At 70.7% G+C, this 24636-nt stretch carries 21 protein-coding genes and 1 pseudogene; 8 read left to right on the forward strand and 14 right to left on the reverse strand.

Features of this window, described 5'->3' with window-relative positions; all coding sequences use genetic code 11:
• Window positions 1-4: 4 nt before the first annotated feature.
• Complete coding sequence (locus tag Phou_RS10265) at window positions 5-718, forward strand: nucleotidyltransferase domain-containing protein (RefSeq protein ID WP_246273472.1); 714 nt, start codon at window positions 5-7, stop codon at window positions 716-718.
• Here the strand turns inward: Phou_RS10265 and Phou_RS10270 are convergent, their stop codons facing one another.
• The 10 genes and pseudogenes from Phou_RS10270 to Phou_RS10315 all read right to left on the reverse strand — a co-directional run bounded on the left by Phou_RS10270 (window position 719) and on the right by Phou_RS10315 (window position 10733).
• Window positions 719-1432: a VIT1/CCC1 transporter family protein gene (locus Phou_RS10270; protein WP_173055661.1), complete on the reverse strand. Its 714-nt coding sequence runs from the start codon at window positions 1430-1432 to the stop codon at window positions 719-721.
• A complete protein-coding gene (gene map, locus Phou_RS10275) occupies window positions 1429-2289 on the reverse strand; it encodes a type I methionyl aminopeptidase (RefSeq protein WP_173055663.1) in 861 nt (286 codons plus the stop codon). The genes Phou_RS10270 and map overlap by 4 nt, the downstream gene beginning before the upstream one ends.
• Before the next feature lie 31 nt (window positions 2290-2320).
• Window positions 2321-3031 carry a gamma-glutamyl-gamma-aminobutyrate hydrolase family protein gene (locus Phou_RS10280; RefSeq protein WP_173055665.1) on the reverse strand — a complete coding sequence of 237 codons (711 nt, stop codon included), beginning with the start codon at window positions 3029-3031 and terminating at the stop codon, window positions 2321-2323.
• Between the two features lie 10 nt (window positions 3032-3041).
• Window positions 3042-3713 (reverse strand): gamma-glutamyl-gamma-aminobutyrate hydrolase family protein, encoded by a 672-nt coding sequence (locus Phou_RS10285; protein WP_173055667.1) that lies wholly within the window; start codon window positions 3711-3713, stop codon window positions 3042-3044.
• A gap of 16 nt (window positions 3714-3729) precedes the next feature.
• Complete coding sequence (locus Phou_RS10290) at window positions 3730-4494, reverse strand: 3-oxoacyl-ACP reductase (protein ID WP_173055669.1); 765 nt, start codon at window positions 4492-4494, stop codon at window positions 3730-3732.
• An 82-nt stretch (window positions 4495-4576) separates the two neighbouring features.
• A pseudogene (locus Phou_RS10295) lies at window positions 4577-5916 on the reverse strand (aldehyde dehydrogenase family protein).
• Between the two features lie 11 nt (window positions 5917-5927).
• A complete protein-coding gene (locus Phou_RS10300; RefSeq protein WP_173055671.1) occupies window positions 5928-7328 on the reverse strand; it encodes a glutamine synthetase family protein in 1401 nt (466 codons plus the stop codon).
• A gap of 38 nt (window positions 7329-7366) precedes the next feature.
• Window positions 7367-8188, reverse strand: coding sequence for a FadR/GntR family transcriptional regulator (locus Phou_RS10305; RefSeq protein WP_173055673.1), 822 nt, complete (start codon window positions 8186-8188; stop codon window positions 7367-7369).
• A 3-nt stretch (window positions 8189-8191) separates the two neighbouring features.
• Window positions 8192-9766 (reverse strand): amino acid permease, encoded by a 1575-nt coding sequence (locus tag Phou_RS10310; protein WP_173055675.1) that lies wholly within the window; start codon window positions 9764-9766, stop codon window positions 8192-8194.
• A 19-nt stretch (window positions 9767-9785) separates the two neighbouring features.
• Complete coding sequence (locus tag Phou_RS10315; protein WP_173055677.1) at window positions 9786-10733, reverse strand: choline/ethanolamine kinase family protein; 948 nt, start codon at window positions 10731-10733, stop codon at window positions 9786-9788.
• A 107-nt stretch (window positions 10734-10840) separates the two neighbouring features.
• On the opposite strand from Phou_RS10315, the gene Phou_RS10320 reads away from it, so the two are divergent.
• A complete protein-coding gene (locus Phou_RS10320) occupies window positions 10841-13255 on the forward strand; it encodes a GcvT family protein (RefSeq protein WP_173055679.1) in 2415 nt (804 codons plus the stop codon).
• On the opposite strand, the gene Phou_RS10325 is transcribed toward Phou_RS10320, so the two are convergent.
• Entirely contained in the window at window positions 13248-14177 is a 930-nt protein-coding gene (locus tag Phou_RS10325) for an NADP-dependent oxidoreductase (protein ID WP_173055681.1), read from the reverse strand. The genes Phou_RS10320 and Phou_RS10325 overlap by 8 nt on opposite strands.
• Before the next feature lie 72 nt (window positions 14178-14249).
• Here Phou_RS10325 and Phou_RS10330 point away from each other — a divergent pair, with 72 nt between their 5' ends.
• Complete coding sequence (locus tag Phou_RS10330; protein ID WP_173055683.1) at window positions 14250-15245, forward strand: GlxA family transcriptional regulator; 996 nt, start codon at window positions 14250-14252, stop codon at window positions 15243-15245.
• A gap of 272 nt (window positions 15246-15517) precedes the next feature.
• On the opposite strand, the gene Phou_RS10335 is transcribed toward Phou_RS10330, so the two are convergent.
• A complete protein-coding gene (locus tag Phou_RS10335) occupies window positions 15518-15787 on the reverse strand; it encodes a hypothetical protein (RefSeq protein ID WP_173055685.1) in 270 nt (89 codons plus the stop codon).
• 162 nt (window positions 15788-15949) lie between these two features.
• Window positions 15950-16384, reverse strand: a complete 435-nt coding sequence (locus Phou_RS10340; RefSeq protein ID WP_173055687.1) for a VOC family protein — start codon at window positions 16382-16384, stop codon at window positions 15950-15952.
• Between the two features lie 173 nt (window positions 16385-16557).
• Between Phou_RS10340 and Phou_RS10345 the strand changes: the two genes are divergently transcribed.
• The 3 genes from Phou_RS10345 to Phou_RS10355 all read left to right on the forward strand — a co-directional run bounded on the left by Phou_RS10345 (window position 16558) and on the right by Phou_RS10355 (window position 20180).
• Window positions 16558-18147, forward strand: coding sequence for an ArnT family glycosyltransferase (locus Phou_RS10345; RefSeq protein WP_173055689.1), 1590 nt, complete (start codon window positions 16558-16560; stop codon window positions 18145-18147).
• A 60-nt stretch (window positions 18148-18207) separates the two neighbouring features.
• Window positions 18208-18987: an alpha/beta fold hydrolase gene (locus Phou_RS10350; RefSeq protein WP_173055691.1), complete on the forward strand. Its 780-nt coding sequence runs from the start codon at window positions 18208-18210 to the stop codon at window positions 18985-18987.
• Between the two features lie 182 nt (window positions 18988-19169).
• Window positions 19170-20180 (forward strand): winged helix-turn-helix domain-containing protein, encoded by a 1011-nt coding sequence (locus Phou_RS10355; RefSeq protein ID WP_173055693.1) that lies wholly within the window; start codon window positions 19170-19172, stop codon window positions 20178-20180.
• Here the strand turns inward: Phou_RS10355 and Phou_RS10360 are convergent.
• A complete protein-coding gene (locus tag Phou_RS10360; protein ID WP_173055695.1) occupies window positions 20168-20899 on the reverse strand; it encodes a hypothetical protein in 732 nt (243 codons plus the stop codon). The two genes, Phou_RS10355 and Phou_RS10360, sit on opposite strands and share 13 nt — an antisense overlap.
• 371 nt (window positions 20900-21270) lie before the next feature.
• Here Phou_RS10360 and Phou_RS10365 point away from each other — a divergent pair, with 371 nt between their 5' ends.
• Together Phou_RS10365 and Phou_RS10370 are read left to right on the forward strand one after the other, a co-directional pair.
• Window positions 21271-23346, forward strand: a complete 2076-nt coding sequence (locus Phou_RS10365) for a HEAT repeat domain-containing protein (RefSeq protein ID WP_173055698.1) — start codon at window positions 21271-21273, stop codon at window positions 23344-23346.
• A gap of 3 nt (window positions 23347-23349) precedes the next feature.
• A complete protein-coding gene (locus Phou_RS10370; RefSeq protein ID WP_173055700.1) occupies window positions 23350-24564 on the forward strand; it encodes a hypothetical protein in 1215 nt (404 codons plus the stop codon).
• The last annotated feature ends 72 nt before the right edge of the window (window positions 24565-24636 follow it).

Here is a 24636-nt window from a genome sequence, read left to right on the forward strand (position 1 = left end):
CGCCGTGGCGGAGCCGAACCCGTATCTCGCGAATCCCCGCTGGGTCGTCGCGGAACAGGTGGCCGACGCGGCCCGGCGCCGATATCCGGCCGGTGTGCTGGCGATCGGCGTGCACGGGTCACTGGCACACGGCGACGACACCGAGACCAGCGACGTCGACATGGTCGTGGTCACCTACAAGGCGGGAGCCGGGCCGCGGCCGGTGACCCGCCGGGTGGACGGGATCCTCGTCGACCTGGGCGTGGTGGCCGCCGACGAGTACCTGCAGCACGCCCGAACCCTGTCCACGTCGTGGCCGGTGGCCGCGGACCGGTACGTCACGACGCGCGCCATCTACGACCCGAACGGGTGGCTGGAGCGCCTCCGCGACACCCACCTCGGCCGGCTGGCGGAGGCCAAGTCGCTGGAGTTCACGACGCTCGCGCGCGAGGCGTGGTGCCGGGCCTCCTCAGCGCACGCGCGGGCGGTGCGGCTCACCCAGTGGTACGAGACGGACTCCGCGATGCTGATGATCGGCGAGGCGCGCCTGTCCGCGTCGATGGTGGTGGGGCTGCTGACCCGCACGTACTTTCGCAACAGCGCCGACGCGGTCAAGCGCACCGGCCTGGCCGGCGTCGACATGACCGAGCTCGGCATGATCCTGCGCGACCAGGCCAAGGAGCTGGCCAACCGCGGCCGCCCCGTGGACGCGACGGTGAGCCAGATCTTCGACGCGTGATCAGGCCGCGTTGACGCCGATCAGGCTGCCGATCACGTAGGTGGCTCCGGCCGCCGCCGCGCCGAGCAGCAGCTGCCGCAGCCCGCTGCCCCACCACGACCGGTTGGTGAAGCGGGCGACGAGCGCGCCGGCCACGAAGAGCCCCACGCCGCCGACGCCGAGCGCCAGCCACAGCTGCTCGAAGCCGAGCAGGTACGTGACCAGCGGCACCAGGGCACCGACCGAGAAGCACACGAACGAGGAGACGGCCGCGGTCCACGGGCTGGGGCGCTCGTCCGGGTCGACGCCGAGCTCCTCGCGGGCGTGCACCCGCAGCGCCTCCTCCGGGTTGCGCTGCAGGACGGCGGCCACCTCCTCGGCCAGCTCCCGCGGCAGGCCCCGGGCGGTCCAGGTCTGCACCAGCTCGTGCGCCTCCGCCTCCGGAAACCGCTCCAGCTCCCGCCGCTCCTTGGCGACCTCGGCGGCCACCTGCTCGTTCTGGGTGCGCACGCTCGTGTACTCGCCGAGACCCATCGAGATCGCGCCGGCCACCAGCCCGGCCACGCCGGTGAGGACGATGCTTCGCGCGGAGACCCCGCCGCCGCCGACGCCGGCGATCAGCGCGATGTTGGTGACCAGGCCGTCCATCGCGCCGAACACGGCCGGGCGCAGCCAGCCGCCGGAGACGTCGGCGTGGTGGTCCGGGTTGAGCGCGGCCGGCGTGTCCCCGGTCACGGCAGGGTCAGGATCTCGTACCCGTCGTCGGTCACCACGATCGTGTGCTCGAACTGGGCGGTCCACTTCAGATCCTTGGTGACGACCGTCCAGCCGTCCCGCCACATCGTGTACTCGTGGGTGCCCAACGTGATCATCGGCTCGATGGTGAACGTCATGCCCGGCTCCATGACCACGTCGAGCTGCGGGTTGTCGTAGTGCGGCACGTACAGGCCACTGTGGAACGACTCGCCGATGCCGTGCCCGGTGAAGTCGCGCACCACGCCGTACCCGAAGCGGCGCGCGTATGCCTCGATGACCCGGCCCACCGCGTTGAGCGGGCGGCCCGGCGCGACCGCCCGGATGCCCCGCATCATCGCCTCGTGGGTGCGCTCGACGAGCAGCCGCGCCTCCTCGGACACCTCGCCCACCAGGAATGTGGCGTCGGTGTCGCCGTGCACACCGCCGATGAACGCGGTCACGTCGACGTTGATGATGTCGCCGTCTTCGAGCACGGTGCTGTCCGGGATGCCGTGGCAGATCACCTCGTTGAGGCTTGTGCAGCACGACTTCGGGAAGCCTTTGTAGCCGAGCGTCGAGGGGTAGGCGCCGTGGTCGCAGAGGAACTCGTGCACGACCTTGTCGATCTCGTCGGTGGTGACGCCCGGCTTGCACTGCTCACCGGCGAGCTGCGTCGCCTGCGCGGCGAGCCGGCCGGCGATCCGCATCTTGTCGATCGTCTCGGGTGTCTGCACGTGCGAGCCGCGCCACTCCTTGGGCCGCTTCTTCCCCACGTACTCCGGGCGGGGAATGCTGGCGGGCACCTGGCGCCACGGCGAGATCTGTCCTGGCACGAGTGGGGCACGTACGGCGCTCATGGCCTCCACCCTAACGCCGGGCGTGGCCGCCTTATCGGAACGCCATCTTGCGGGCGTTGGCCGCCTGCACGAAGGCGTCGAAGACCCGGAAGTCGTCGGTGTCCTCGGGGTGCCACTGCACGCCGAGCACGAACGTGCGGCTCGGGTCCTCGACCACCTCGACGAGGTCGTCGTCGGGGCACCAGCCGACCGGGGTGAGCCCGCCCGGGTCCCGCACGCCCTGGTGGTGGTACGAGTTGACGGTCACCTCGCCGCCGAGGATGCCGTGCGCGCGCGAGCCCGGCAGCAGGCGCACCGGGTGGTGGCCGAACTTGGGGCCGCTGAGGGGCCGGTGACCATCGTGTCCGAGCACGTCGGGCAGGTGCTGGTGCAGCCGCCCGCCGTACGCCACGGCCATCAGCTGCATGCCCCGGCACACGCCGAGCACGGGCACGTCGGCGGCGAGCGCCGCGCGGAGCAGGAGCAGCTCGGCCCCGTCGCGCTGCGGCTTGACCTTGGTGGTCGGATGGGGTGCCTCGCCGTAGAGGGCGGGGTCGACGTCCGAGCCGCCGGTGAACATGATCCCGTCGATGCCGTCCAACACGTCGGAGTCGGGTGCGTCCGGCGTGATCAGGACCGCCCGACCGCCGCTCTCGTGGATGGCGTGCACGTACGACATCGGCAGCACCGCGGAGAACGTGTCATTGAGCCCGAAGCGCGCATCCTCGCCGTACGTGGTCAAACCAATCAGCGGCCGCCCCATACGGATCAACTTAGCGCGAGGCGTCCACCAACGCCCGGAACGGCCGGATGTCCCCATCCGCCTCGGGATGCCACTGGACGCCCAGCAGGAAGGGGCGGGCCGGGTCCTCGATCGCCTCGATCGTGCCGTCGTCTGCCCAGCCGGTGACCGTGAGCCGCCCCGGGTCGGCGACGCCCTGGTGGTGGTAGGAGTTGACCTCGCCGTCGCCGTCCATGATCCGGTCGACGAGGCTACCCGGGACGAAGCGGGCGCCGTGCGAGCCGTACTGACCGAGGGCGGGGCGGTGCTTGTCGTGGCCCACGACGTCGGGCAGGTGCTGGTGCAGCCGCCCGCCGTGCGCCACCGCGAGCAGCTGCATCCCCCGGCACACGCCCAGGATCGGCAGGTCGGCGCCGGCCAGCGCGAACTCCCCCGCGTCGCGCTCGGGCCGGCTGTCGGTGCGCGGGTGGGCCTCGGCTCCGTACCGGGAGGCGTCGATGTCCGGCCCGCCGGCCAGCACGAGCCCGTCGAGCACGCGCAGGATCTCGGCGCCGTCCGGGTCCGGTGGGATGACGATCGCCCGCCCGCCGGCCTCCTCGACCGCGCGCACATAGGTGTACGGCAGGAGAGCGGCCGGCACGTCGTGCCACACGCCCCAGGCGGCGGGCTCGACGTACGAGGTGATACCGATGATCGGCCGCATCAAGATTGTTTCTACCCTAGATCGGCGTCACGTACGCCCCGGTGATGCCGCCATCGACCACAAACTGGGACGCTGTGACGAACGACGCGTCGTCGCTGGCCAGAAACGCGACCGCGGCGGCGATCTCCTCGGGCTGGGCGAAGCGCCCCATCGGCACGTGCACCAGGCGCCGGGCGGCCCGCTTCGGGTCCTTGGCGAACAGCTCCATCAGCATCGGCGTGGCGACCGGCCCGGGGCACAGCGCGTTGACCCGGATCCCCTCGCGGGCGAACTGCACGCCCAGCTCGCGGCTCATCGCGAGCACGCCGCCCTTGCTCGCCGTGTACGCGATCTGGCTGGTCGCCGCGCCCATCAGCGCGACGAACGAGGCGGTGTTGATGATCGAGCCCTTGCCCTGGCGCTGCATGTGCGGGATGGCGTACTTGCAGCACAGGTACACGCTCGTGGTGTTGACCCGGATCACCCGCTCCCACGCCTCCAGCCCGGTGACCAGGATCGAGTCGTCGTCCGGCGGCGAGATGCCGGCGTTGTTGAACGCGATGTCCACCCGCCCGTGCCGCGCCGCCACGCCGTCGAAGAGGGCCCGCACGGCCGCCTCGTCGGTCACGTCACAGGCGACGAACTCACCCGCCACCTCCCCGGCGACCGCCTTGCCGGAGTCTTCGTCGACGTCGACGCAGACCACAAGCGCACCCTCGGCGTGCAACCGCCGGGCGGTGGCCAGCCCGATCCCGCTGCCAGCTCCGGTCACCACCGCGACACGGTCGGCCAGACGCTCCACGCCTACCACGCTCCGCCCCTCGGCGCTCGTCCGCCGTCGTGGCCGAGGCCCTTAGCCTCAGGACTCCCGCTCATATCACTCCCTAAGCCGCGATAAAGACATTTTTCACATCGGTGAACGCGTGCAACGCGTCAGGGCCCAGCTCACGCCCGAGGCCGGACTGCTTCATGCCGCCGAACGGGGTCCAGTAGCGCACCGAGGAGTTGGAGTTGACGCTCAGGTTGCCGGACTCGACGCCCCGCGCGACCCGGATGGCCCGCCCCACGTCGCGGGTCCAGATCGAGCCGGACAGCCCGTACTCGGTGTCGTTGGCCAGCCGGATCGCGTCGTCCTCGGTGTCGAAGGCCAGCACCGACACGACCGGGCCGAAGATCTCCTCCCGCCAGTGCCGCTCGGCCGGCGAGTCGGCCAGCAGGACGGTCGGCGGGTACCAGTAGCCCTCCCCGTCCGGCGCGGAGCCGCTGAAGGCCACCTTCGCACCGTCTACATAGGAGGAGACAGTGGCCCGCTGCCCGGCCGAGATGAGCGGGCCCATCTGCGCGGTCTCGAGCGCCGGATCCTCCACCCGGAAGGCGCGCACCGCGGGCTCCAGCAGCGCCAGGAACTCCTCGTACACCGAGCGCTGGACCAGGATCCGCGACCGTGCGCAGCAGTCCTGGCCGGCGTTGTCGAACACCGCGGCCGGCGCGGCGGCGGCCGCGGCCGCGAGATCGGCGTCCGCGAAGACCAGGTTGGCGCTCTTGCCACCGAGCTCGAGCGTCACCCGCTTGACCTGCTCCGCGCAGCCCGCCATGATCCGCTTGCCCACCTCGGTGGACCCGGTGAAGCACACCTTGCGCACCGCCGGGTGGGTCACGAACCGCTCCCCCACGACCGAGCCCTTGCCGGGTACGACCGTGAGGACGCCCTCCGGCAGGCCCGCCGAAAGCGCCAGCTCGCCGAGGCGCATGGCGGTCAGCGGGGTCAGCTCGGCCGGCTTGAGCACCACCGTGTTGCCGGCGGCCAGCGCGGGCGCGAAGCCCCAGCCGGCGATCGGCATCGGGAAGTTCCACGGGACGATCACGCCGACCACGCCCAGCGGCTCGTGGAACGTCACGTCGAGCCCGCCCGGCACCGGGATCTGGTGCCCGGTCAGCCGCTCCGGTGCGCCCGCGTAGTAGTCGAGCACGTCGCGGACGTTGCCCGCCTCCCAGCGGGCATTGCCGATCGTGTGGCCGGCGCTGGTCACCTCCAGCTGGGCCAGCTCCTCCAGATGCGCGTCGACCTCCGCGGCGAAGCGCCGCAGCAGCCGGGACCGGTCGCCGGGCGAGACCTGGCGCCAGGAGTCGAACGCCCCCTCGAGCGCTCGATGGCGGCGTCGGTCTCCTCGGTCGATGACGACGGAACCGTCGCCACGACCTGCCCGGTCGCCGGGTTGTGCACATCTGTCGTCGTCACAGCCGTTCGAACCCCCGGTACAGCTCCCAATCCGTTACCGCGGCGTCGAAGGCGGCCAGCTCGACCCGCGCGTTGTTGGCGTAGTGGGCGACCACGTCGTCCCCGAACGCCTCGCGCGCGACCGCGGAAGTTTCCCACAGCTCAACCGCGTCGCGCAGTGACGCCGGCACCCGAGGGGCGTCCGCGTCCTCGTAGGCGTTGCCGCTGTACGCCCCTTCGAGGGCCAGCTCGTTTTCGATGCCGTGCACCGCACCGGCGACGAGCGCGGCGATGGCCAGGTACGGGTTGACGTCCGCGCCCGGCACCCGGTTTTCCACGCGCAGCGAGTGGCCGCCGTGTCCCACCAGGCGCAGCGCGCAGGTGCGGTTGTCGGTGCCCCAGCGCACGGCCGTGGGAGCGAACGAGCCGGGCTGGTACCGCTTGTAGGAGTTGATGTTCGGAGCGTAGAAGAGGCTCAGCTCGCGCATCGTGGCCAGCAGCCCGGCGATGGCCCGCTCACCAACAGCGGAAAGATGCGCCCTCCCGCCGCTCCCGGCCGCTGGGCCTGACCCGTCGCCGACCATCGCCGCGCCACCCGCGGAGGTACGCAGCGAGAAGTGGATATGGCAGGAGTTGCCCTCGCGCTGGTTGGGCTTCGCCATGAAGGTGATCGACATCCCCTCCTGGGCGGCGATCTCCTTGGCCCCGTTTTTGTAGATGACGTGGTTGTCCGCGCAGGTGAGCGCGGACGCGTACCGGAACGCGATCTCGTGCTGTCCCAGGTTGCACTCGCCCTTGGCGCTTTCCGGCACCAGCCCCGCGCCGGCCATGTCGTTGCGGATGCGGCGCAGCAGCGGCTCGACCCGGGCCGTGCCGAGCAGCGAGTAGTCGATGTTGTATAGGTTGGCCGGGTTCAGGTCGCGGTAGCCGCGCCGCCACGCGTCCTCGTACGAGTCGCGGTAGAGCACGAACTCGAGCTCGGTGCCGGCGTACGCGCTCAGCCCGTGCGCGGCCAGCCGGTCGAGCTGGCGGCGCAGGATCTGCCGCGGGGAGGCCAGCACCTCGCCGGAGCCGTCGAGCCACTGCAGGTCGGCCAGCAGCATCGCGGTGCCCGGCTGCCACGGCACCCGGCGCAGCGTGGAAAGGTCGGGCGCCATCGCGAAGTCCCCGTATCCCCGCTCCCACGAGGACATGGCATATCCGTCCACTGTGTTCATGTCGACGTCGACGGCGAGCAGGTAGTTGCACCCTTCGCTGCCGTGCGCGACCACCTCGTCGAGGAAGTAGCGGGCGTGGAACCGCTTGCCCTGCAACCGCCCCTGCATGTCGGTGAGCGCGAGCACGACCGTGTCGATCTGACCGGAATCCACCGCCACGCGGAGCTCCTCCAGCGAGAGTGCTGGCCTGCCTGCCGTCATGAGAGCGCCTCCGGAAAAGGTTCGTAGTAATACCAATATCAGGTCAGGAGCCCCAGCAACAGCTCCGCCGTACCGTCGCAGTGCTCTTCCATGAGCGAGCGCGCGCCGGCCGGGTCTCCGGCGAGGATCGCGTCGACGATGCGGCTGTGCTGGTCGTCGGAGTGGTCCAGGTTGCGCTTGATGACCGGGATGGCGGCGAGCAGCCGGTCCAGCGTGAGCTGGACATCGGCGACCGCGGCCGCCAGCGACGGGCTGCCGCTGGCCCCGGCGATCGCCAGGTGCAGGCGCGAGTCGGCCACGCGCCGCGTGCCCGGTTCGCGGTCGCGGGAGGCGGTCAGGCACGCCACGAGGTGCTGCCGCTCGGCGGCGGAGAGGGCGCGGCTGGCGGCCAGCCCGGCCCCGCCCGGCTCCACCACCCGCCGGAAGTCCAGCGCGTCGTGCAGCGTGTCGCCCATCTCGCGGGCGAGGTCGGCCGCGGCGCCCCGGCGAGCCAGCGGCGTGACGCTCGCCGCCGGCACCGCCTTGCGGCCGGGCCTGCCCCGCGGCTGGGCCGGCGGCCGTCCCGCCCGGGAGACGACGAACGTGCCGCCGGTGCGCCCGCGCCGGGACTCCAGGTAGCCGGCCTCCCGGAGCGCGCGAATCGCCTCGCGGAGCGTGACCCGGCTGACCTGGAGCTTTTCGGCGAGCTCGCGCTCGGCCGGCAGCCGCTCTCCCTCAGCCACCAGCCCGAGCTTGATCGCCTGGGCCAGCCGGGACACCGTGATCTCGAACGCGTTGCCGCCGCGCACGGGTCGCCACAGGGGCATGGCTGTGCTGCTGAACTCCTGTCCCGGCAGCGAGGTGACCCCGTCGCTCGGCATCGATCACCCCTCAGTGCTAGCCGCCTCGACCTCTGCCTCGTCGATCGTACGGCGCGGTCCGGTGAACCATTTGCGGGCCGAGGCGTACCACCAGACCGCCACGAGCAGCAGCAGGCCGCCGACCGCGATCGGCGCGTAGTTCACCGACGACCAGCTGAAGTCGTCGTTGCCGGGCACGCCCGCCGGGACGATCGGCATGATGAAGTACAGGCAGATCACGGCGATCTCGATGACCGCGATCCAGCCGAGCACCTTGTACTTGCGGCCCAGCGTCCACGGCCCGGGCACGAAGCGGTCGCCCATCCGCAGGCGCAGCGCGATCGGGATGAGGAACGCGAGGTAGAGGCCGATGACCGCGACCGAGACGACCGCGTAGAACGCGACCGGGATGCCGGCCGGGCTCTTGTACAGCGCCGGCAGGGTGAGGATCAGGCCGGCGACGGTCGCGCCGATGATGGCGTTGACCGGCGTACCGTTCCGGTCCACCTTGGACCACAGCCGCCAGCCCGGCACGGCGCGGTCGCGGCTGAAGGCGTACGTCATCCGGGACATGCTCGTCACGCAGCTCATGCCGCAGAAGAACTGGCCGATCGTGGAGATGATGATGACGGCCTTGAAGAAGAATGGCGTGAGCGCGCTTTCGAAGATGGCGCCGGAGAAGCCGCCGGCCTCGTTTATGGCGTCCACATTGGTCGCCGCGAACAGGAACGACAGCAGCAGGATCCAGCCGCCGATCGCGGAGTAGAAGATGGACCGCCAGAGCCCCTTCGCGGCCGCGGTCGAGGCACCCTTGGTCTCCTCGGACACGTGCGCGCAGGCGTCGAAGCCGGTGATCGTGTACTGGGTGAGCAGGAAGCCCAGCGGCAGGATGTAGAACCAGAACGTCAGCCCGTTGTTGTCGCCGCCGGCGAAGCCCGAGTTGTTGAACTTCTCGGTGAAGACGAACTGCATGCTCTGGTGGTTGTCCGGCACGAAGACGAGGATCAGCACGACCGCCGCGGCGCCGACCACGTGCCACCACACCGAGACGTTCTGCAGGATGTCGATGATCTGGTGGCCGAAGATGTTGATGATGCCGTGCAGCGTCAGGATGATGACGAAGAGCAGGAAGGCCTGGTTGAGCGTGCCGGCCCAGCCTTCGAACAGCGCCGAGAGGGTCAGGTTCAGGAAGGTGGCACAGCCGTAGTCGACCGACGCGGTGACCGCGACCAGGCCGATCAGGTTGAGCCACCCGGTGAACCAGCCGTGCACCGGCTTGCCCATCTTCGAGGCCCACCAGTAGATGCCGCCCGCTGTCGGGTACGCCGACACGAGCTCGGACATGCAGAAACCGATGATCAGGATGAACAGCGAGATGAGCGGCCAGCCCCAGCTGATAGCGACCGGGCCGCCGTTGTTCCACGCCTGGCCGAAGGTGGTGAAGCAGCCGGCCAGGATCGAGATGATGGAGAACGAGATGGCGAAGTTGGAGAAGCCGCTCCACTTGCGGCGCAGCTCCTGCTTGTACCCGAGTTCGGCAAGGCGATGGGCGTCGTCGTCCATGGGGTGCTCGGCCGTCGCCGGCGCGGTGGTTGCCATGAGGGTCTCCCTATATCGGCTAGGGATGGAGTGAGGCGCGGCCCGCGGCCGCGCGCAGGAGCGTGCCCAGCGCGGGATCGTCCATGTCCCGGCAGGCCTGGCCCCACTTGTCGGTCGCCTCGGCCCAGTAGTCGAATGTCGACTCCGGGTCACGCAGCAGGCCGTGATGCACGGTGAACCACAGCGTCCAGGTGACGTTGGAGAGTAGGAGGTTCAGCCGTACCCGGGCGATCAGCGCGGCCGTCGTCTCGGCGCCGAAGTAGGCGGCGGTGAGGTCCGCCGTCTGATCCGGGTCGAAGTCGGCCTCGGCCGCGATGTCGCCCAACTCGAACGAGGGGTCGTTGTTTCCGGACAGCTGGTAGTCGACGATCCGGATCCGGCCGCCGACGTCGATGAAGTTTTCCGCCAGAAGGTCGTTGTGACAGGGCAAGGTCGGCATCGGTAGGACAGCCAGCGCCGACCGCACGTGCTCCACGATGGACAGCCGCTCCAGGTAACCGTCGGGCAGCGGCAGGTCGTTGTGGCGGCACACGTCCAGCAGCTCGTACAGCTTGCCGATGATGTCGAAGTCGCTGCCGAAGCGGGGCCCGGCGTGCAGGCGTCGGCAGGCGGCCGCGATTCGCGGAATCGCGCTCGCCTCCCGGACCGACGCCGGGTCCAGCGTGCGTCCCGGCAGGAACTCCAGCACCAGCGCGGGAACGTCGGGCAGTACCTCGTAGACCCGGGCACCGGCGCCCGACTCCGCCGCCAACCGAGTATTTTCGATCTCCAACGGCGGGGGCACCCCCAACCCCGCCGCGGAGACCGCGGGCTCGAGCACGCGCAGCACGTAGCTGCGGCCCCTCACGTCGACCCGCCAAATGTGGTGCGAAAGGCCGCCCGTCAGCGGCCTGTGGGTGACCGGCTGGCCAGCCCACATCGAGACGCGCCCCAGCACGTCTTCGACATGGACCGTCCGTGCACCCATGGCTGAGTTTCAGCCCGTGGGCTGAGGAGCGTCAATACACCCCCGGTTAAGTTTTGAGTGGCCGCTCAGCTCTTTTGGTCTGACCAATTAGGTGATACGACTCACGTGTGCGGACTGAAGCGCGGGTGGTCGTGGTGGGCGGCGGCGTCGCCGGCTGCAGCGTGGCGTACCACCTGGCCCGGCTCGGCTGGACCGACGTGGTGGTGCTGGAGCAGCACGAGCTGACCGAGGGCACGACCTGGCACTCGGCCGGCTTCGTCGGCCAGCTCCGCTCCACCGTCAGCCAGACCCGCATGATCATGTACTCCTCGTCCCTCTACGCCGAGCTGCGTGAACGCACCGGACTGGACCCCGGCTGGCGCGGTGTCGGCGGGCTGCGGCTGGCCACCACGCCGGAGCGCGAGCAGGAGCTGCTGCGGCAGGTCAGCGCCGCCACGACGTACGGGCTGGAGATGGAGCTGCTCTCCCCGGCGCAGGCCCTCTCCCTCCTGCCCATGCTCGACGTCTCCGACGTGCGGTCGGCTGGCTGGCTGCCGGGCGACGGCTACCTGCGTCCGGAGCCGCTCGCCGCGGCGCTCGCGGCCGGCGCGCACCAGCTCGGCGTGGGGTTCCACACGGGGGTGCGGGTCACCGGCGTCGAGGTCGAGCGGGGCCGGGTGCGGGCGGTACAGACGGACAAGGGCCGCATCGCCACCGACGTGGTCGTCGACGCGGCCGGCGCGGCGGCCGGGCACGTGGGGCGACTGGCGGGTGTGGCCATCCCGATCGTGCCCATCAAGCACCAGTACGTGGTGTCGTCCTCATTGGACGGCGCCGACCTGCCCGGCATCCCGACCGTGCGCGACCCGGACCACATCGTCTACTTCCGCGGCGAGGGCGACGGGCTGCTGGTCGGCGGGTACATCCGCACTCCGGAGGTGTGCTGGCCGGAGGATGGTTCACCGCCGCTGGCCACCGCGCGCACGCTCTTCCCGCCCGACCTGGCGAAGTTCGAGGAGTCGTGGGCAAACGCGGGCCGCCGCGTTCCAGCCCTGCGGGCGGCGCGGATCGACCGGGTGGTGCACGGGCCGGAGGCCTTCACGCCGGACGGCGAGTTTCTGCTCGGCGAGACGGCCGTGGGCGGCTTCTGGGTGGCGGCCGGCTTCTGCGTGCACGGGCTGGCGGCGGCCGGCGGGGTCGGCAAGGTGCTGGCCGAGTGGATCGTGGACGGCCAGCCCGAGTTCGACGTGTCCCACATGGACATCCGCCGCTTCGGCGGGCATGCGGCGAGCCGCTCCTGGGCCACCGCGAAGGCGCTGGACGCGTACTCCCGCTATTACGACGTGGTGTACCCGTACACCGAATGGTCCGCCGGGCGCCCATTGCGCCGCTCCGCGACCTGGCCGCGGTTGGAGCCGCTGGGCGCCGCCCTCGGCGAGAAGGCCGGGTGGGAGAGGGTCAACTGGTTCGCGCCGCCGCCGGCTTTCGTGCCCTCGGCCCCCCGCCCGACCGGTTGGGCTGGGCAGGTCTGGTCGCCGGCCATCGAGGCGGAGTGCCGCGCGACGGCGGAGGCGGCCGGCCTGTTCGACCAGTCGTCGTTCGCCAAGCTTGACGTGCACGGCCCGGCCTCCTTCCTGCAGCGGATGTGCGCCGCCGATGTCGACCGTCCGGTGGGGACGGTGGTCTACACCCAGCTGCTCAACGCCCGCGCCGGCATCGAGGCGGACCTCACTGTCACCCGGCTCGGCGAGACACACTTCCGGATCGTGACGAGCACCGCGTCGGGCGTACGCGACCTGGCCTGGCTGCGCCGGCACGCGCCCGACGGGGTCAGCGTCGAGGACGTCACCGGCGGGTACGGGTGCCTGTGCCTGTGGGGCCCGGCCGCCCGGGACATCCTGCAGCCGCTGGTCGACGAGGCGCTCGACTTCCGGTTCATGCGGGCACGGCGGCTGACCATCGGCCCGGTGCCGGTGCTCGCCCAGCGGGTCACGTTCGTCGGTGAGTTCGGCTGGGAGCTCTACACACCGACCGAGTACACGCTGACGCTGTGGGACCTGCTGCTGTCGACCGGCGGCCCGTCCGGGCTCACCCCCGCCGGCTACCGGGCGATCGACGCGATGCGGCTGGAGAAGGGGTACCGCGTCTGGGGTTCCGACATCACCCCGGAGACCACCCCCGACGAAGCCGGCCTCGGTTTTGCGGTCCGGACCGAGACCGACTTCCTCGGCCGCGACGCGCTGCTGGCCGCCCGCGCCGCCGGCGGACCGGACCGGCGCCTGCGCTGCCTTGTGCTGGACGATCCCCGCACCGTCTGCCTGGGCACCGAACCGGTCCGCGTGGACGGCCGTCCCTGCGGCCGCGTCACCTCCGGCGGCTACGGCTACCGCGTCGGCGCCTCCATCGCGTACGCCTACCTGCCGTCCACAGTGGATGTCGGCACCAAGGTGGAGGTGGGCGTCTTCGGCTCGTGGCAGAGCGCGGAGGTCCGCTCCGACCCGCTCTACGACCCGAGGAACACCCGCGTCCGCGGCGTCAGGTAACGGTCAGGACGATCTTGCCGGTGGCGCGGCCGCGCTCGCCGAGCTCGTGCGCCTTCGCGGCCTCCTCCAGCGGAAACGTGGTGGCGATCGTGACGTTCAGGTCGCCGGACCCGGCGAGGGCGGCCACCTCACGCATGCCGGCGTGGTCGGCTTCCACGACCATGAACGCCGCGCGCCTGCCGGCTGCCCGCGCCGGACCGGCCAGCGCCGCCTCGGCGGGTGAGGCGAGGGAGACGACGAGCCCGCCCGGCTTGAGCACGCGCAGGGAACGCGGACCGTACGGCCCGCCGATCGTGTCCACGACCACGTCGACGTCGCGGACGGCGGTGGTGAAGTCCTCGCTCGTGTAGTCGACCAGCTGGTCGGCACCGAGCCCCTTGACGAAATCGTGCTTGGCACCGCTGGCCGTGCCGATCACCTCCGCGCCGAGCCGTTTGGCGATCTGCACCGCGACGTGGCCGACGCCGCCCGCCGCGGCGTGCACGAGGACGCGCTGCCCCGGCCGCACCCCCGCGGTGTCGGTCAGTGCCTGCCACGCGGTCAGCGCGACCATCGGCAGGCCGGCGGCCTCCACATGGGACAGCCGCGACGGCTTGCCGACCAGGTGGCGGGCCGGGCAGACAAGATATTCGGCGTACGCCCCGGCCGGCCGCGGCTGCCACGGCATGCCGAACACCTCGTCGCCGGGCTCGTGCAGGGTCACTCCCGGGCCGACCGCCTCGACGACGCCCGAGACGTCCCAGCCCAGCCGGATCGGCCGGCCGGCAAGGCCACCGGTGGCGCGGTGCCAGAAGTCGGTCGGGTTCACCCCCGCCGCGTACACCCGTACCAGCACCTCGCCGAAGCCCGGCTCCGGGCGCGGCACCTCGACCACTTTCAGCACCTCAGGCCCGCCGAGGACGTCCTGACCAATCGCTCGCATACCCGGCAGCCTGCCGGCCCGGGAGCCGGACGGACCAGTGGCCAGATCGACATCATGTGGAAGGATCTGGCCATGCACCGCGTCGCCGTACTCGCCCTCGACGGCGTCTATCCGTTCGAGCTGAGCATCCCCAAGCGCATCTTCGGCACCGCCACCGACCCGCACGGCCACCCGCTCTACGACGTGACCACCTTCAGCCTCGACGGCCGGCCGGTCGCGACGGACGCCGACTTCACCATCGCCGTCGAACACGACGCCGGCCTGCTGACCACCGCGGACACGCTGGTCATCCCACCGTTCGCCGGCTGCGACCAGGTCGACCACGACTGGCTGCCCGAGCCCCTCGCCACCGCACTGGCCCACCGCCGGCCAGGCACCCGCATCGTCTCGATCTGCACCGCCGCCTATGTGCTGGCCGCCGCCGGCATCCTGGACGGCCGCCCGGCCACCACCCACTGGAACCAGGCCCGCCACTTCCAGCAGACGTTCCCCGCGATCGACCTGCGCCCCGACGTGCTCTTCGTGGACGACGGCGACGTCCTCACCGCCGCCGGCGTCGCGGCCGGCATCGACCTCTGCCTGCACCTGGTCCGCCGCGACCACGGCAGCGAGGTGGCCAACCGCGTCGCCCGGCTCTGCATCGTGCCGCCCTGGCGCGACGGCGGGCAGGCGCAGTTCGTGCACCGTCCGGTACCCGAGCCGGACATCGCCACCACCACCGCGCTCCGGCAATGGGCACTGGACCGGCTGCACCAGCCGCTCACTCTGTCCACATTGGCCGCCGAAGCGCGCATGAGCGTGCGCACCCTGAGCCGGCGCTTCCGCGACGAGGTCGGAATGACCCCGGGGCAGTGGCTCACCCAGCAACGGATCCAGCACGCGCGCCACCTGCTGGAAACGACCGACCTGCCGGTGGACCGGGTGGCCACCGAGGCCGGCATGGGCACCGGCGCCTCCCTGCGCCAGCACCTGACCGCCGCCGTCGGACTGTCCCCCACCGCGTACCGCCATCGCTTCCGCGGCACACCCGCTCCGGTGCCGTTCCAGGCCGGTTCCAGCGCGCGCTGACATCGTCCTCCCACGCGGCGGCGACGGCCGCCGGACGACAATCTGCTGACCGCGACCGCCGGTCCTGCCTCAGCCGAGGATCAGCCCTGTAACCAGGGCGAGCATGGGCTCTACAACGCGTGCCTGACGATCGCCTACGCCGGCGGCAGCCGATGGAACGTCCACGCCGGCTACGACGGTCACATGCCCAAACGAACCGCCGACGACCTCGTGGCTTGCCCAGGCGGTTTCTCCATCTTCGCGGAGCTGTGGGGCTGGGACGGCGGCCACCCTTACAACGACCACCTCGGGTACATCCCGCTCCTGCCCGGCTGGCCGTTGCCGCCGGCACCGCGGGTGGCCGCGACAAGCTCCGTGCGCTCGGCGGCAGACCAGGCCAGCGCTTCGCCTGCGGTACACGGGCTTTCGGGCCGCACGCCCGGAAGCGGGTCGGTGAGCGGGATCGTGTTCCAGGTGTGCGCGCGGGCGGCGAAGGACGCCCTGGACTCCGTCACGTACCAGTGGCCGTGGCGGGCCAACCGGGTGGTGAGGTGCCGGATCACCGGCCAGCCAGGACCGCCTTACGACGCCGGCCCGGCACCGGCCGGACCTCGGGCGCCAGGATCTCCACCGAGCCGAGCAGTCTCACCTGCATTGGAAGGCCCACCCCTAGCCGCAGATGCGCCCGATAGTGAGCGGTCTGGTTATCCCAAGTCGAAAGATTCTCAGTCGAGGCAGAACTCGTTGCCTTCGACGTCCTGCATCACGAGGCACGACTCGTTTTCCTCGTCGGCGAGCATCAGGCGCTGGCGGACAGCGCCGAGGGCGACGAGTCGTGCGCATTCGGCCTCTAGTGCGGCCACGCGCTCTTCACCCACGAGGCCGGTGCCGACGCGGACATCGAGATGCACCCGGTTCTTGACGACCTTGCCCTCGGGAACGCGCTGGAAATACAGTCGGGGACCCACACCGGTGGGATCGACACACGCGAAGGCCGAGTCCTGCTTCTCGGGCGGAAGCGAGCGGTTGTAATCGTCCCAGGTCTGGAACTCGTCGGGCGGCGGCGGCACCACGTACCCCAATACCTCGCACCAGAACCGAGCGACACGCTCAGGCTCCGCGCAGTCGAAGGTGACCTGGACCTGCTTGACCGACGCCATCGGTCCACCATAGGGGCAGGGTCGTTCGCCGCCCACTATATTCAGGAGTCGTGCAGCCGGTCGCCGTAGATTCTGATTCCGCTCCCTCCCCCGAGCCGCCCGCCGACCCCCCAGCCCCTGCCGAGGCCGGTCGCTCCTGGGCGGTCTGGAGGTGGGCCGCTGTCGGCCTCGTCGTGCTGGTCGGGATCGCCGGGCAGGTGCGGGTCTGGGCGAGCGATCGTGGCCTCTGGGGCGACGAGATCTACATCGCGGTAAACCTGCGGGGTAAGAGCTGGTGGGAGCTGACCGGCCCGCTGGCGTACTCGCAGATCGCCCCGCCCGGCTGGCTGTTCGAGAGCAAGTTCTTCTATCACGCGCTCGGCGGAGACGAGCAGTCCTTGCGGTTTGCCGGGCTGCTCGGCGCGGCGACCACGCTCATCCTGACCGCGTTCCTCGCCCGGCGGGCGATCGGTTGGGGCGGCGCCGTGCTCGCCAGCGCGCTGGTCGCCCTCAGCCCGGGGATGCTCTACTACGCCGGAGAGCTCAAGCAGTACTCGACCGAGGCGGCCGCCGCGATGCTGCTGCTGCTGGCGATGGGGCTGTTCGTCGAGTACGACCAGCGATCGACGAACCCGCGCCGGCGCTGGCTGCACGCCGCCGCGCTCGCCGTGACCGGCCTGGTGGTCGCGCCGTTCAGCTACAGCGCCATCATCGTGGTCGCGGGCGCGACCGCCGGCGGCGTGCTTGTCCTGCTGCTGTCCCGCCGTCGCGGCACCGCGCTGGCGCTCGGCCTTGCCGTGACACCCGCGCTGGCGGTGGTGGCGCTCATGGTCTGGCGGCGTATGCAGTACACGATCCCGGGCAACCAGTACCAGATCTTCCCCAAGGGCTTCCCGGCCGAAAACGCGGGTCCGTCCGAGTTTGTGGCGTGGCTGCCGCGGATGTGGTCGGGCTTCGCGGACGACCCGCTGGGTTGGCGGTACCCCCTCGTCTTGCTCGTGCTCGTGGTCGCCGGCCTGGTGGCGATGGTGCTGCGCGGCAAGGCGATCTGGGCCGGCCTGATCGGCGGCCTGGGCGTCGCGGCGCTCGGCGCGGCCGCGCTCCGCGCCTACCCCTGGGAAGGCCGGATCGCCGTCTACCTGCTGGCGCCGATGCTTGTGGCGGCGGCGGCCGGTGTTGACGCGGCGGTCCGGGTGGTTCTGCACACGGCGCGGACCCTGCGCTCCGGCGAGCGCTCGTGGCGGCCGGTGGCGGCACTGGTGGCCGCAGCGGTGGCCATCGTCATGACGGGCGTGGCGGCGACGCCGTCGTTCGCCGACGGGGTGCATCAGGCGCGCGAGCCGCGCTACCGCGATCAGGGCCGCGACATCCTCAACGAGGTCGCCGCCCGGCTGCAGCCGGGTGACGTGATCATCTTCTACCGGTTCAGCCGGCCCATCGCCGACTGGTACGGGCGTGGCGGCCGCGATCTGCCGATACCCGGTTTCTTCCGGATGACCAGTGCCGACGCCTGCCAAGCGGGCTCGGTGGACGCGGCGCTGGCTGGCGCGAAGCGGGTGTGGTTCGTGCGGGCGGCCCGCTTCTCCGGCGACCCGGTCGACTACTTCGTCCGGATCGTCGACGCCCTCGAAGAGCGCGGCCGGGTGGTCGACTCCCACCTCTGGACCCCGTCAGAGCCCGACTCGACCGGCTGGACGCTGATCGACCTGACCGCGCCGCCCGACCCCGGCCGGACGACCCCGCCGCCGGATCCCGCCTACGCGTGCCTGGACTTCATCAAGTAGGACCCACGATCACGTGTGACCACCCGTGAGCTCCATGCGACCTCCGCCGACGGAACCCGAGTGGCGGCGATCGACCAGGGCCGGAGGCGGGGCGCCACGGTCCTGATCGTTCATCCCGGGTCGAGCGATGCCTCGTCGTGGGAAGGGGTCGCGGTCAAGCTGTCCCACCGGTTCCGGGTCGTCCGGATCCACCGCCGGCTGTACGCCGCGGGCGGTGCGGCGTTGGCGGGCCACACGATGGCGACCGAGGTCGACGACCTGCTGGCCGTCGGCGCGCTCCTGGAGGGGCCACTGGTGCTGGTGGGTCACTCGTCCGGCGCGGTGGTGGCCCTCGAGGCGGCGCTGGCCCGGCCGGCTCTGTTCGCCGCGATGTTGCTCTACGAGCCGCCGGTGGCGGTCACCAGCCCGCTGGGCGGCGAGGCGGTGCTACGCGCGCGAGCGGCTCTGGACGCCGGCCACCCGGGGCGGGCCATGGCCATCCATCTACGGGAGATTGTCCAGGCGCCCAGGTGGCTGGTCCGGGCCGTCCGGCTGAGTCCTTCGACCTGGCGCCGGCTGCGGGCGTTCGCACCGGCGCAGATCACCGACGACGAAGCGATCGAGGCGCTGGGGGTCGGCGTTGACCGCTACGCCGGCGTGGACGTCCCCACCTGCCTGCTCGGCGGCGACCGTAGCCCCACGAACCTCCGCCAGCGCCTTGACGCGCTGGCGGAGGTCCTGCCCCGCCTGCAGTCGGTCGAGATCCTCCGCGGCCAGGGCCACGCCGCACATCTCACCGCACCCACGGAAGTGGCCTGGACGATCGAAGACCTCGCCGAGACCGTTTTGGGCCGGCGCTGACGAGCGGTTAGTAGTTTCGCGTCTGGACGGGCGCGGCGTGGCTGCGCCCGTTTATTCGACGGTGGCGAAAAGACCCAGGTCAACTGCGTGAATCAGAAAAGCCAGCTTGTGTGATCTGGATAGAGTGGCGTGCCGCACCACTGGGAATTGGTGGCTCAAGCCTCATCGGGGGTGACGGGGCGATGCGGATCCATTTCACCGGCCACGACCTTGCGCAGACTTTTCTCCTCGACGGTTATGACGCGATGTGGGAGCTGGTAAACAGCCTGCAGGCACTACAGGGCGGCTACGGCCGTACCACGTTCGGCGCGTGGCGACGGCGGGTGGCGGAAGACCTGCGGCGCAGCGGTCTGGCCCGAGTGGTCCGGCACCAGCTGTTCCCCGTCGCGCCGCACGCCGCGTACTTTCCCGATCTGCTCACGCCGCCGGTCGGCAGGCTGGGCCCGGCCGCCGGGATCGACGCGGTACTGCACACGCCGGCCCGACGCTGGGCAGCCGAGCTTGGCCGGCTCGGTGGCGCAGCTGGCGCCGGCGCGTGGCTGGACGGCTTGCGGGCCGGCGGCCGGCGGGCGCTGGGCGAGCTCGGCGCCACGTTGGCGGCGTACTACCGCTGCGCGGTCTCGCCTCACCTGGAAGCCATCGCCGGCAGCGTCCACGACGACCTCGCGGCGCGCCGCGGTGCTGCCCAGGACGGCGGCGTCGAGGCGCTGCTCACGACGTTTCGGCCCATGATGCGGTGGGATCCGCCGGTGCTTGAGGTACCGAGCCACCCGTCCAGGCGGGACATCCATCTGGAGGGACGCGGCCTGGTCCTGGTGCCGTCGTACTTCTGCCGGCTTCACCCGCTGACCATCTTCGACCCGGAGCTGCCGCAGGTGCTGGTCTACCCGGTGGCGCACCGATCCTCGCCGCCGCGCCTTGCCGCGAGCCACGAGGCGTTGGTCCGGCTGCTCGGCGAGACCCGCGCCCTTGTGCTGCTGGCGGCCTTCGGCGGGGCCACAAACGGCGAGTTGGCCCGGCGGATCGGCGTGTCCACGGCCGCGGTCAGCCACCACACCACCGTCCTGCGCGACGCCGGCCTGCTGGTCAGCCACCGGCGCGGCAACACGATCCGGCACTCGACGAGCCGCCTCGGCGCCGCGATGATCCGGCACGATCCTGACCGTCCCGCCGCGGAGACTCAGGCCGGATGAGCCCGCGGAGGGGTGGAGAGGTCACCGCTCACCCGGGAGAGGAACGCGTCGAGCGGCTCGGCGGATGTCCACCACGAGCTGTAGTAGTCGCGGAACGAACTCACGGACGAGGGCGCGTCGAGCCGGTGGCCGCTCATGAAGGATCCTTCCGAGGTCAGAAGGATCAGGACGGCCTTCTCGTCGATGATGGCGATGTTGATCGCGTCGACGTCGCCGTCGAGGGGGACGACGCGGGCGTGGTAGTTGGCGACGCCGCGCATCTCCTGCTGGTGCTGCACCAGCCAGCGAAGCATCTCGCCGCGGTAGGGCTCGGTCGAGGGCACGCCGATGATCCGGTGAAACGAGGCTCCGGGGTTGCGCTTCGTCCACTGCACGACGTCCCGGAAGTACTGCTTCGCCGCGGGCGACTGGAAGCTCGGCGGTGGGGTCCTGCGCACGTAGCTGGTGTAGATGCGCCGCTCGGCTGACTGCACCAGCCGGCTGAACGAGGTGAAGAACTCGTCGCTGTGGTTGTAGTGGGTGAAGGTGGACGGCTTCTGGTTGTCCCGGATCTCCATGAGCAGCGACAGGACGATGTAGAGCGCGGCGAAGATCAACGGGATCTGCCACTTGACGTCCCATGCGAGCAGGTTGGCCAGGACTGAGCCGCCGACCACGACCGGGAGCGAGATCAGGAGCGCCTTGCGCTCGACAGACTGGACGTCAACCTTTCGGCGCACCGAATCCCTCCGCGAGTTGAGGTGGGTCGCCGAAGCGTACCGCCGGCGGACAACGGGCGGGCCCGCGCGCATTCGACCTCGGCGGCGGCGCGTCTGTCGTACCGCCGACAGTGGACACTCGCGCCCGGAAAAGCATGATCTGCGCTTGATAGAGTCGTGGCTGCCCGGCGCTCCCCCTCTGACGCCCTCCATACGGACATGCCATGACGAATTCCCCGTCCGCATTCATCCAGTGGCTGACGAACGCTTTGCGGCTGATCGATTCGGATGACGTTTCTCTGCATATCCGGCGGCAGTCGGAAACCGTTCTCGAAGCGTCTTTGGCCTCCGCTCTCCGCATAGACGAGGCGCGCCAGGGCGTTCGAGAATTCATGCTCCTGGCCGTCGACAAGGGCGGCGGGCCGGTCGAGCACTCCGATGTGGAGCGCTTCTGCCTCGAGCACTCGTCCCGGGTCGGCGTGCTCGGTTCCTTCCTGCTCTCCACCGGCACGCCCGACGAGCGGGCCAGAGAAGCCCTGGCAAACAGTCCCGTCGTGTTCGTGTCGGTCGCGGGCCACGAGGAAAACACCGAGCCGACGCCGGAGAGCGTCGCCAACTTCTCCCAGCTCCTGCTCGGCGCCGTCTCGGTCAACTCCGCCGTCAAGCGCCTGGCTGAGCTGGAGCGCGGCGCGACCGCGGATGCTGCCGCCAGCACCGAGGACCCGCTCCACAGTGCCTACCTGGCGCTGCTGGTGCTCTACCACTCGGAGCTGGAGTTTCTCGCCGACGGCAGGGGCGGCCGCAGCACGGTCGCCGTGTCGGGGTCGGGGGTCGAGACGGCGATGTCGGCCGGCTACGCCCTGCAGATCCATCCCCGCGACGGGCGGCAGGAGCGCGTGTTCCTCCCCAGCGCGGCCGAGATCGAGCGAGGGATCTCGCTCGCGGGGACGGCCTACGAGCTGTCGTTGCGGGCGGAGCGGACCGGCGGCGACGAGCCGCTGGCGCGGATGCTCAGTCACGTCTCGCGGCAGTTCATCTCGTACTATCTCGCCTGGGCCGACGGCCGACGCCACGAGCTTCCGTTCGCGGAGCTGCGCGAGCAGTTCGAGGCCTTCGTCGGCGAGCCGCACATCTCGATCCTCACGGGACAGCTAGCCGACTTCCGGCCGCCGCAGCAGGTGACGTTTCTGGAGATGCTCCGGCACCTGCGCGCCCGGGCTGCGACGGCCGACCTGCTCGACGCCCTCGACTCGATGGTCCCGAAGGTCCAGGAGGTGTGCCTGAAGACCCTCGCGGACTTCGGCACCCTCGACGACCTCGCACCGCTGGAGCCGTTTCTCCGGTCCCGGCGCGAGTCGCTGCGAGACGCGGCGCTCGACGTGATCGGAAAGCTCGGCGGGGACGCGGCGGCGCTACATCTCATCCAGCTGCTCAACACCGACACGGTGCCACTGACGGAGTCGGTCCTGCAGGCGATCGCGCGCACGCGCTCCGTCCTCGGGCTGGGCGCCCTCATCGACTTCGGCTCGGGGCGGCGGGAGGTCGAGCTGCCGGTGCTCAAGGCCGTCGAGTCCTGCCTCGACGCAGTCGACGTGGACGCCGTGCGCGGTGACGGCGCGCGGTACCTGGCGCCCGAGGTGCTCGAACGCTACGTCGCCCTCCTCTTCGACGCCGATACCGACCCGGCCAAGCGGCTGGCCCTCAAGCTGGCCGCCGCGTACCAGCTTCCCGCCGGCGTCGAGTACATCGAAAAGGCCCTCGCGGACGAGTCGCTGGTGACCCGGTTGCGCGCCATCCAGGTGGTGCCACTTGTTGCTTCGGACCGGCTCGTCCAGGCCATGACGGACTCCCTGGCCAGCCTGCCCGAAGACTACGAGACGCAGAAGCTGGTGACGTGGATGACCACGAACCTGGGCGTGCGGCACGGGCGCGACGGGCCGGCGGGCGAGCTCGGCGCCACCTCGGACCTGGACCTGCACCGGGCCGTCGCCACCTCGCTCTCCAAAGTGGACAGCGACCTGGCGCGGGCCCGCCTGGAGGAGCTGCCGGCCGCCGTGCCCGACGACGAGTCCGGCGACGCGGAGCAGCACGACTGGCAGAGCGTGCCGCTGATGAACTCCGTCTTCGCCTGTCCGAACGGGCTGACCATCTGGGTGGCGCACAGCACCCGCGAGCGCGAGGCCGACGGCGTGGCTTTCGCGACCCTAATTCACGGCAACACCTTTGACGACGCCATGCGCGTGCCTGAGGCGGCAAACATGCTCAGCGGCGGCATGAGCATGACACAGGGCACCGAGACGGAAATCCTGGAGGACGTGGTATTTCCGTGTCTGCGCGGCGAGCAGCCGCGCTTTCCCACCTCCGTCGGGATGGGCGAGTTCGTGCGGACGACCGTCGAGGGCGGCAAGACCGTTGTCGAAGACCGGACCGACCTGCACGACCCTGACAGTCGCGATCGGGCGGGGTGAGCCATGCTGAAGCGCAAAGAGCTGGCCTGCATGTACTTCCCCTACGCCGACCCGAGGCCCACACCGGCCCTGCTGTCCGCCGCGTTGCTCTTCGACACGATCTACTTCCTCGAGCTCAACTTCTTCCGCCCGCCGAGCACCGACGGCGCCGGCCCGCGTGACAGCCGCCTCTCCCAGGAGCTGCGGGATCTGCGCTGCTTCGCCGAGATCGGCCCGGACCTGCTGGGTTTCAACTCGTCGGTCAGCCCCGGCCGCGCCGTGATGGACGCGGGCATCCGCACGGAGATACAGGCGAGCATCAGCGACGACCTCAACAACGAAGGGCTGAGGCGACTCGCGGACGACAGTGGCAAGGTGCATTGGTACCTGCCCAACGGCCAATACCTGTTCTGGTCCGGGCTGGGCATCATCTTCGACTACCTCAGAAACAGCCAGGGGGAGCTGGCACCGGTACCCGAGATCCTGGCCACGCGCCCGAAGTCCTATGAGGAAGTCCTTGGCGCGTGGGGATACGGGACCGAGATCCGGTCCTTCGAGGAGGCGAGGCTGCGCGACCCTTCGGGCGAGCTGATGGTGCGGCTCCCCTTCCTGGCGGCCGAGTCCCTCATGATGACCGTCGCCCTGCACGCCTGCCGGGAGATGGGTCTGGTGCCATTCACCGACAGCGCGTTGCACCAGCGGTTTCTGACCAAGAAGATGAGCCATCTCGCCAGCCGGTTCGGCGACGACGCCGACCTGCTTCCGGATCTCTCGCCGGCCTACTCCCGAGTCGGCACGAAGCTGATCGAGCTGAGCCTTCCCCGCGTCGAAAACCTCACCCCGGCCCGGGTGCTCCAGCTGCGCGACAAATGCGCCGACCAGCTGTCCCGCTTTCGGCAGGAGCTGCTCAAGATGGCCGCCGAGATCGAGGTCAACGCCTGGGAGCCCGCGTTCGAGCGGCACCTGAACAGATACGTCGACGCGAACGTGCGTCCCGCGCTGCTCGACCTGGAAAACAAGCTGCGCGACCTGCGCCGCGACCTCGGGCTCGTGATCCTCGAAAAGTCGGCGACCACGGCCCCGCTGCCCTTTCTCGTGAGCATCTTCACCGGCATGCCGGTCGAGTGGGTGCTGCCGGCGAGCGTGGGCGTCGTCTCCCTTAAAGAAGTGCTCTCCTACCTGTCAAACCAGTCGAAGCTGAAACGCAACGGGCTGAGCTTCCTCCTGACCCTCACCTGAAACAGGCCCAGTGCGGTGACCACTAACGTTTCTGGGTCCGCCCGCTGCGCGGGCGGACCCAGAAGCCCTGCG

It is taken from the genome of Phytohabitans houttuyneae, from assembly GCF_011764425.1.
Lineage (GTDB): Bacteria > Actinomycetota > Actinomycetes > Mycobacteriales > Micromonosporaceae > Phytohabitans > Phytohabitans houttuyneae.